Genomic DNA, 8,122 nt, shown 5'->3' on the forward strand with positions numbered 1-8,122 from the left:
GTAAGCGTACAGCGTGAACCGTCTGGTCATAATCCGAAGCATCCGACAAAGTGGTGTCCACCAAATAAGTAGTGGGAACCAAAGTGTCAGATATGCAGAAAAATGTGACTCCCGGCAGGCGAAAAGGCTGCCCTAATTATTCTCCTGAGTTTAAGCAACAACTCGTTGCTGCCTCCTGCGAACCAGGAACATCCATCTCAAAACTGGCGCTTGAAAATGGCATTAACGCCAATCTGCTGTTCAAATGGCGCCAACAATGGCGCGAGGGAAAGCTGCTATTACCTTCTTCAGAGAACCCGCAGCTACTTCCTGTGACTCTCGATGCCGCTGACGTACAGCCAGAGCCGCCCACTGAGAGCCCGGAAGCCCTCAGTATCAGCTGTGAGATAACGTTCCGGCACGGGACGCTCCGCCTCAACGGCACTGTCAGCGAAAAGTTCCTGGCTCTGCTGATACAGGAGCTGAAGCGATGATCCCGTTACCAACAGGTACCAAAATCTGGCTGGTTGCCGGTACCACTGATATGAGAAATGGCTTCAACGGTCTTGCCGCAAAAGTACAGACGGCGCTGAAAGACGATCCGATGTCCGGCCACGTCTTCATCTTCCGGGGTCGCAGCGGCAACCAGGTCAAACTGCTGTGGTCCACCGGCGACGGGCTGTGCCTGCTGACCAAACGGCTGGAGCGTGGTCGCTTCGCCTGGCCCTCTGCCCGTGATGGCAAAGTGTTCCTGACCCCGGCCCAGCTGGCGATGCTGATGGAAGGCATCGACTGGCGACAACCTAAACGGTTGCTGACATCTCTGACCATGTTGTAGGCCTCTTTATCCTGGTTGTTGCTGAATAAGCCTGGTAAAATACGGGCTTATGAACGACACCTCTTCTGACGAAATCCTTCTGCTGAAACAGCGGCTTGCCGAACAGGAAGCGCTGAACCGCGCCCTGCTGGAAAAGCTGGCCGACCGTGAGCGCGAAATAGACCACCTGCAGGCGCAGCTGGATAAACTCCGCCGGATGAACTTCGGCAGCCGTTCCGAAAAAGTATCCCGTCGTATCGCACAGATGGAAGCTGACCTGAAGGTGCTTCAGAAAGAAAGCGATACGCTGACCGGTCGTGTGGATGACCCGGAAGTGCAGCGCTCGCTGCGTCAGACCCGCACCCGCAGACCGTTCCCCGAATCACTCCCGCGTGATGAAAAGCGTATGCTTCCGGCAGAATCCTGTTGCCCGGAGTGCGGTGGTTCGCTGAGTTACCTGGGTGAAGATGCCGCCGAACAGCTGGAGCTGATGCGCAGCGCCTTCCGGGTTATCCGGACAGTACGTGAAAAACATGCCTGTACTCAGTGCGATGCGATCGTGCAGGCAGCGGCGCCTTCACGGCCCATTGAGCGGGGTATCGCCGGCCCGGGGTTGCTGGCCCGCGTGCTGACCTCAAAGTATGCAGAGCACACACCACTGTACCGCCAGTCTGAAATATACGGCCGCCAGGGCGTGGAACTGAGTCGCTCACTGCTGTCGGGCTGGGTGGATGCATGCTGCCGGCTACTGTCGCCGCTGGAAGAGGCGCTTCAGGACTATGTCCTGATGGGTGGCAAACTCCACGCCGATGACACGCCCGTCCCGGTACTGTTACCAGGTAATAAAAAGACGAAGACCGGGCGGTTGTGGACGTACGTTCGCGACGACCGCAACGCCGGGTCAGCGCTGGCGCCGGCCGTGTGGTTCGCTTACAGCCCGGACAGAAAAGGCATCCATCCGCAGAGCCATCTTGCGGGCTTCAGCGGTGTTCTGCAGGCGGATGCGTACGCCGGGTTCAACGAGCTGTACCGCAATGGACAGATAACTGAAGCAGCCTGCTGGGCTCACGCCCGCCGCAAGATCCATGATGTGCACGTTCGTACTCCATCAGTGCTGACGGAGGAAGCCCTGAAACGGATAGGCGAACTGTATGCTATCGAGGCTGAAATACGGGGAATGCCGGCAGAGCAGCGTCTTGGTGAGCGTCAGCAGAAAGCTAAACCGCGACTGAAATCCCTGGAAAGCTGGCTGCGTGAAAAGATGAAAACGCTGTCGCGACACTCAGAGCTGGCGAAGGCGTTCGCGTACGCACTGAACCAGTGGCCAGCACTGACGTACTATGCAGACGATGGCTGGGCTGAAGCCGATAACAATATCGCTGAAAATGCGCTGCGGACGGTCAGCCTGGGCCGCAAAAACTTCTTGTTCTTCGGCTCTGACCACGGTGGTGAGCGCGGAGCACTGCTGTACAGCCTGATCGGGACGTGCAAACTGAACGGCGTGGAGCCAGAGAGGTATCTCTGTCATGTGCTCAACGTCATAGCTGACTGGCCGGTCAATCAGGTCAGCGAACTGTTACCCTGGCGAATAACCCTGCCAACTGAATAACCCGTTCCCGTCAATACGGTTCTCGCTGTACGCTTACGGTTGTCAGGCATGTACTGTCAGTTGCAAAATCGAGAATCACGCTCCGCCAGGGCAATTCAGAACCTGGGTCGCCGATATTGAAGTTGGTCAATATCCAAAAACCAAAAGACAGTTTCTTCCGCGTCTATGTAACCATTGTGAAAACCCTAGCTGTGTCCCTGTTTGTCCAACAGGTGCTACGTTTAAACGCAATGATGGCATTGTTCTTATCAATCAGGATATTTGTTGGGGTTGTGGTGCCTGTGTTACTGCCTGCCCTTATGATGCTCGTTTTATTAATACTGAAACCAAAACAGCTGATAAATGTACCTTTTGCGCGCATCGTATAGAACAGGGCCTCGTCCCTGCCTGTGTCGAAACTTGTGTCGGTGCAGCAAGGGTTTTTGGTGATCTGAATGACAAAGAAAGTGAAGTGCATAAATTATATTCAGATCATATAACAAATGTTTTGAATCCAGCAACGGGTAACAAGCCTCAGGTATTTTATATTGGGTTAAACAATGAAATGACTGTAGGAGAAGACATAAAAAGTAAGACTTGGACGAAAGAGTTTTCTGATGTTTTCGATCAGGAACTCCCCTGGGTAAATCAGGAGTAAATCATGATGACGACCATTTTAAATATTGCACATCAATCTCCATTTGGCTTGCTTTTTATTAATTACTCGTTATTGTTAGGTGCATCAGGAGGTCTCGCTGTTATCTGGTCCTTCCTTAACTGGGGGAGTCAGTCAAAGACTAACCTTTTACCTGTGGCATTGGCTTTTGCATTAGCGTTTGGAGGTATATTAAATGTATTAGCAGAGGTACAACAACCCGGCCGGTTAATTTATGGGTTTATATATGGTTGGGAACACTGGTACGGTTCAATAATAAAATATGGCGTACTGATTTTACCCCTGTTTTGCCTACTACTAATCCTGCAACTCACGCCATTAAAGCTGTCTATTTTTGTTGATAAATTAACGAAAATCCTTCTTATAGGAACTGGGATATTTTTAGGGATGTACTCTGGAATATTCATGACTAATGAGCATGGTATTGCACTCTGGAATACACCACTGTCTGCAGTCTTAATGTTACTTAGTGGACTTTATACTGGATTTATAGCCTACAGTTTAGTTTCTAAACATAGTAATGAACAACCGGCAGTAATTTCATCTTATTGCGGACTTGGTGTGATGCTTATTACTATGTTTATCTTATTGCTATTCACATGGTGGGGGCATGTCTTTGCGGGAGAAACTATTAGCACCTCCTTTGGTTTACTTGATTCTAACTATTTAGCAACGCAGATAATTACTGTGGGAGCGTTAGTTTTAGCTTGCGTTATGATTTCTGTAATTAAATCTAAAAATAAACTCCACTACACAATTATCATTATTCTATCTGCTATCTCTGCCTGGGGTGTTCGTTTTCTTTTGTTGGTTGGGGGGCAGGGAACGAGTCGTAGCAGTGCCGGAGTCTTTACTTATCACCCCGAACCAAAAGAATATTTATATTCTGTTGGTAGTATATTTTTTATGGTAGGTATTCTTGCTTTAGTCATATTGCTTTATGAGAATTTCCAACACAAATATCCGGCACAGACAGGAGGAGAAATTAAATGAACAGACGTCATTTTCTTACAGGTTGTGCCGCGCTAGGTGTAGGTGTTGGTGCCAGTATTTATGGCAAAGTATTTTACCGTGCAGGTACATTCTCAGATGCAGGAGAGCAAGCAAAATCAACCTTTTATGGTCAGTCAACTGAACCCGAATGGCTGCTTGATAAAGAAACTGGCCAGCATGTTATAAATCCCAATTATATGGTACGTCATTCTGTATGTCTTCAGTGTCATGGAGAGTGTGGACTGAGAGCCAAAGTGAATCGTAAAACCGGAAAACTGGAACGCTTACAGGGTAATCCATATCATCCGAACACATTGATTGACTATAAGGATATGAACATCCCGGTGGTGGACACAGCCAATACCCCTGGTACACTGTGTGCCCGAGGGAACGCGGGTCTACAAACAGCTTACGACCCATATCGACTGACAGTTCCCCTGAAACGCTCTGGCCCGAGAGGAAGTAATAAATGGGTACCTATTGAGTGGGAAAAACTGATCGATGAAGTGGTCAATGGTGGAAAGATTTTCGCTGATACAGGTGATGAGGCTAGTCAAAACCTTGAGATAAAAGGATTCCGGGCATTATACGAAAAACGTGATGAATGGATTGATGATAACAATCATGACTTAGGGCGAGTATCTAATAAGCTTGTTATACAAAGCGGACGTATTGTTAAAACGCGAAAAGATTTTCAGACGCGTTTCGCGAAATCCTTTGGCACTGTTAATAATTACGAACACACCAATATATGCGAATTAAGCCATCACATTGCTACGAGTGCTGTATATACTGGGCATAATAATTTTAAAGCAGATCTTTGTGAGTCAGAGTTTGTTTTGTATTGGGGAACCGCGCCTGGAGAAGCTAATTTCCCTATGCAGACATTAGGGAAATACTCAGCAGAGGCGCGTTCAAAGGGCTGCAAAATTGCTGTTATTGATCCAGTATTACCCCGAACTATAACGGATGACCCAAATATGTTCTGGCTTGCTCCGCGACCAGGCACAGATGGTGCTATCGCAATGGGAATGATAAGCTGGATCATAGAACATAATCGCCATAATACGGATTTTTTAAGTTATCCAAATCAATCTTCTGCCAAAAATGCAGGTGAAACTTGTTTCACGGATGCCAGTTATCTGATTATTACCGATGAAACACACCCTAATTTTGGGAAATTTATTACATCTAGTGAAGCTGCCTTGGGGGACAGTAAAGACAGTGTCGTAATTAATCTCTCTGGCATTCCAGAATTAGCGGAAAAATGTGTTAAAGCAATGCTGGATTATAGCGGAAATGTTAATGGTATAGGAGTTGCTACAGCATTTCATTTATTAAAGACATCAGCGAGTGATTATTCTCTAGAGTATTATGCCGATATCAGTGGTGTTCGCGTTGACGATATTGTCAATTTAGCTGATGAGTTCACTAAACATGGTCGGAAAGCATCCACAGAGTTTTATCGTGGAATTGCACAGCACCCGAACGGTTACTATACAGGTTTTGCAATAAATCAGTTGAACGTCTTAATCGGTAATTTGAACTGGAGTGGTGGTGGTTCCCTCGGGGGAGGTGGATTCCCTTATGACAAAGGAGTATATGACCTAACTGCTATTCCTTCTTTGTAAGCGTACAGCGTGAACCGTCTGGTCATAATCCGAAGCATCCGACAAAGTGGTGTCCACCAAATAAGTAGTGGGAACCAAAGTGTCAGATATGCAGAAAAATGTGACTCCCGGCAGGCGAAAAGGCTGCCCTAATTATTCTCCTGAGTTTAAGCAACAACTCGTTGCTGCCTCCTGCGAACCAGGAACATCCATCTCAAAACTGGCGCTTGAAAATGGCATTAACGCCAATCTGCTGTTCAAATGGCGCCAACAATGGCGCGAGGGAAAGCTGCTATTACCTTCTTCAGAGAACCCGCAGCTACTTCCTGTGACTCTCGATGCCGCTGACGTACAGCCAGAGCCGCCCACTGAGAGCCCGGAAGCCCTCAGTATCAGCTGTGAGATAACGTTCCGGCACGGGACGCTCCGCCTCAACGGCACTGTCAGCGAAAAGTTCCTGGCTCTGCTGATACAGGAGCTGAAGCGATGATCCCGTTACCAACAGGTACCAAAATCTGGCTGGTTGCCGGTACCACTGATATGAGAAATGGCTTCAACGGTCTTGCCGCAAAAGTACAGACGGCGCTGAAAGACGATCCGATGTCCGGCCACGTCTTCATCTTCCGGGGTCGCAGCGGCAACCAGGTCAAACTGCTGTGGTCCACCGGCGACGGGCTGTGCCTGCTGACCAAACGGCTGGAGCGTGGTCGCTTCGCCTGGCCCTCTGCCCGTGATGGCAAAGTGTTCCTGACCCCGGCCCAGCTGGCGATGCTGATGGAAGGCATCGACTGGCGACAACCTAAACGGTTGCTGACATCTCTGACCATGTTGTAGGCCTCTTTATCCTGGTTGTTGCTGAATAAGCCTGGTAAAATACGGGCTTATGAACGACACCTCTTCTGACGAAATCCTTCTGCTGAAACAGCGGCTTGCCGAACAGGAAGCGCTGAACCGCGCCCTGCTGGAAAAGCTGGCCGACCGTGAGCGCGAAATAGACCACCTGCAGGCGCAGCTGGATAAACTCCGCCGGATGAACTTCGGCAGCCGTTCCGAAAAAGTATCCCGTCGTATCGCACAGATGGAAGCTGACCTGAAGGTGCTTCAGAAAGAAAGCGATACGCTGACCGGTCGTGTGGATGACCCGGAAGTGCAGCGCTCGCTGCGTCAGACCCGCACCCGCAGACCGTTCCCCGAATCACTCCCGCGTGATGAAAAGCGTATGCTTCCGGCAGAATCCTGTTGCCCGGAGTGCGGTGGTTCGCTGAGTTACCTGGGTGAAGATGCCGCCGAACAGCTGGAGCTGATGCGCAGCGCCTTCCGGGTTATCCGGACAGTACGTGAAAAACATGCCTGTACTCAGTGCGATGCGATCGTGCAGGCAGCGGCGCCTTCACGGCCCATTGAGCGGGGTATCGCCGGCCCGGGGTTGCTGGCCCGCGTGCTGACCTCAAAGTATGCAGAGCACACACCACTGTACCGCCAGTCTGAAATATACGGCCGCCAGGGCGTGGAACTGAGTCGCTCACTGCTGTCGGGCTGGGTGGATGCATGCTGCCGGCTACTGTCGCCGCTGGAAGAGGCGCTTCAGGACTATGTCCTGATGGGTGGCAAACTCCACGCCGATGACACGCCCGTCCCGGTACTGTTACCAGGTAATAAAAAGACGAAGACCGGGCGGTTGTGGACGTACGTTCGCGACGACCGCAACGCCGGGTCAGCGCTGGCGCCGGCCGTGTGGTTCGCTTACAGCCCGGACAGAAAAGGCATCCATCCGCAGAGCCATCTTGCGGGCTTCAGCGGTGTTCTGCAGGCGGATGCGTACGCCGGGTTCAACGAGCTGTACCGCAATGGACAGATAACTGAAGCAGCCTGCTGGGCTCACGCCCGCCGCAAGATCCATGATGTGCACGTTCGTACTCCATCAGTGCTGACGGAGGAAGCCCTGAAACGGATAGGCGAACTGTATGCTATCGAGGCTGAAATACGGGGAATGCCGGCAGAGCAGCGTCTTGGTGAGCGTCAGCAGAAAGCTAAACCGCGACTGAAATCCCTGGAAAGCTGGCTGCGTGAAAAGATGAAAACGCTGTCGCGACACTCAGAGCTGGCGAAGGCGTTCGCGTACGCACTGAACCAGTGGCCAGCACTGACGTACTATGCAGACGATGGCTGGGCTGAAGCCGATAACAATATCGCTGAAAATGCGCTGCGGACGGTCAGCCTGGGCCGCAAAAACTTCTTGTTCTTCGGCTCTGACCACGGTGGTGAGCGCGGAGCACTGCTGTACAGCCTGATCGGGACGTGCAAACTGAACGGCGTGGAGCCAGAGAGGTATCTCTGTCATGTGCTCAACGTCATAGCTGACTGGCCGGTCAATCAGGTCAGCGAACTGTTACCCTGGCGAATAACCCTGCCAACTGAATAACCCGTTCCCGTCAATACGGTTCTCGCTGTACGCTTAC

General features: G+C 50.8%; 9 protein-coding genes. All 9 read left to right on the plus strand.

The window, feature by feature from the left end:
* Positions 1-92: 92 nt before the first annotated feature.
* A complete protein-coding gene (gene tnpA / locus OGV85_RS06835) occupies positions 93-473 on the plus strand; it encodes an IS66-like element accessory protein TnpA (protein ID WP_032939119.1) in 381 nt (126 codons plus the stop codon).
* Positions 470-817 carry an IS66 family insertion sequence element accessory protein TnpB gene (gene tnpB / locus OGV85_RS06840; RefSeq protein ID WP_003843771.1) on the plus strand — a complete coding sequence of 116 codons (348 nt, stop codon included), beginning with the start codon at positions 470-472 and terminating at the stop codon, positions 815-817. Before tnpA (OGV85_RS06835) ends, tnpB (OGV85_RS06840) begins: the two co-directional genes overlap by 4 nt.
* 49 nt (positions 818-866) lie before the next feature.
* Complete coding sequence (tnpC, locus tag OGV85_RS06845; protein WP_003843773.1) at positions 867-2,405, plus strand: IS66 family transposase; 1,539 nt, start codon at positions 867-869, stop codon at positions 2,403-2,405.
* Between the two features lie 115 nt (positions 2,406-2,520).
* The gene (locus OGV85_RS06850; protein ID WP_353655410.1) at positions 2,521-3,042 is read left to right on the plus strand and encodes a 4Fe-4S dicluster domain-containing protein; all 522 of its coding nucleotides are present in this window, start codon (positions 2,521-2,523) and stop codon (positions 3,040-3,042) included.
* 3 nt (positions 3,043-3,045) lie between these two features.
* Positions 3,046-4,053, plus strand: a complete 1,008-nt coding sequence (locus tag OGV85_RS06855) for a hypothetical protein (RefSeq protein ID WP_057102343.1) — start codon at positions 3,046-3,048, stop codon at positions 4,051-4,053.
* The gene (locus tag OGV85_RS06860) at positions 4,050-5,684 is read left to right on the plus strand and encodes a molybdopterin-dependent oxidoreductase (RefSeq protein WP_286553332.1); all 1,635 of its coding nucleotides are present in this window, start codon (positions 4,050-4,052) and stop codon (positions 5,682-5,684) included. Before OGV85_RS06855 ends, OGV85_RS06860 begins: the two co-directional genes overlap by 4 nt.
* Before the next feature lie 88 nt (positions 5,685-5,772).
* Entirely contained in the window at positions 5,773-6,153 is a 381-nt protein-coding gene (tnpA, locus tag OGV85_RS06865) for an IS66-like element accessory protein TnpA (protein ID WP_032939119.1), read from the plus strand.
* Positions 6,150-6,497, plus strand: a complete 348-nt coding sequence (gene tnpB, locus OGV85_RS06870) for an IS66 family insertion sequence element accessory protein TnpB (protein WP_003843771.1) — start codon at positions 6,150-6,152, stop codon at positions 6,495-6,497. Before tnpA (OGV85_RS06865) ends, tnpB (OGV85_RS06870) begins: the two co-directional genes overlap by 4 nt.
* A 49-nt stretch (positions 6,498-6,546) precedes the next feature.
* The gene (tnpC, locus tag OGV85_RS06875; protein ID WP_003843773.1) at positions 6,547-8,085 is read left to right on the plus strand and encodes an IS66 family transposase; all 1,539 of its coding nucleotides are present in this window, start codon (positions 6,547-6,549) and stop codon (positions 8,083-8,085) included.
* The last annotated feature ends 37 nt before the right edge of the window (positions 8,086-8,122 follow it).

This window comes from Citrobacter sp. Cf132 (genome assembly GCF_030333885.1).
GTDB classification, from domain to species: Bacteria; Pseudomonadota; Gammaproteobacteria; order Enterobacterales; family Enterobacteriaceae; genus Citrobacter; species Citrobacter freundii.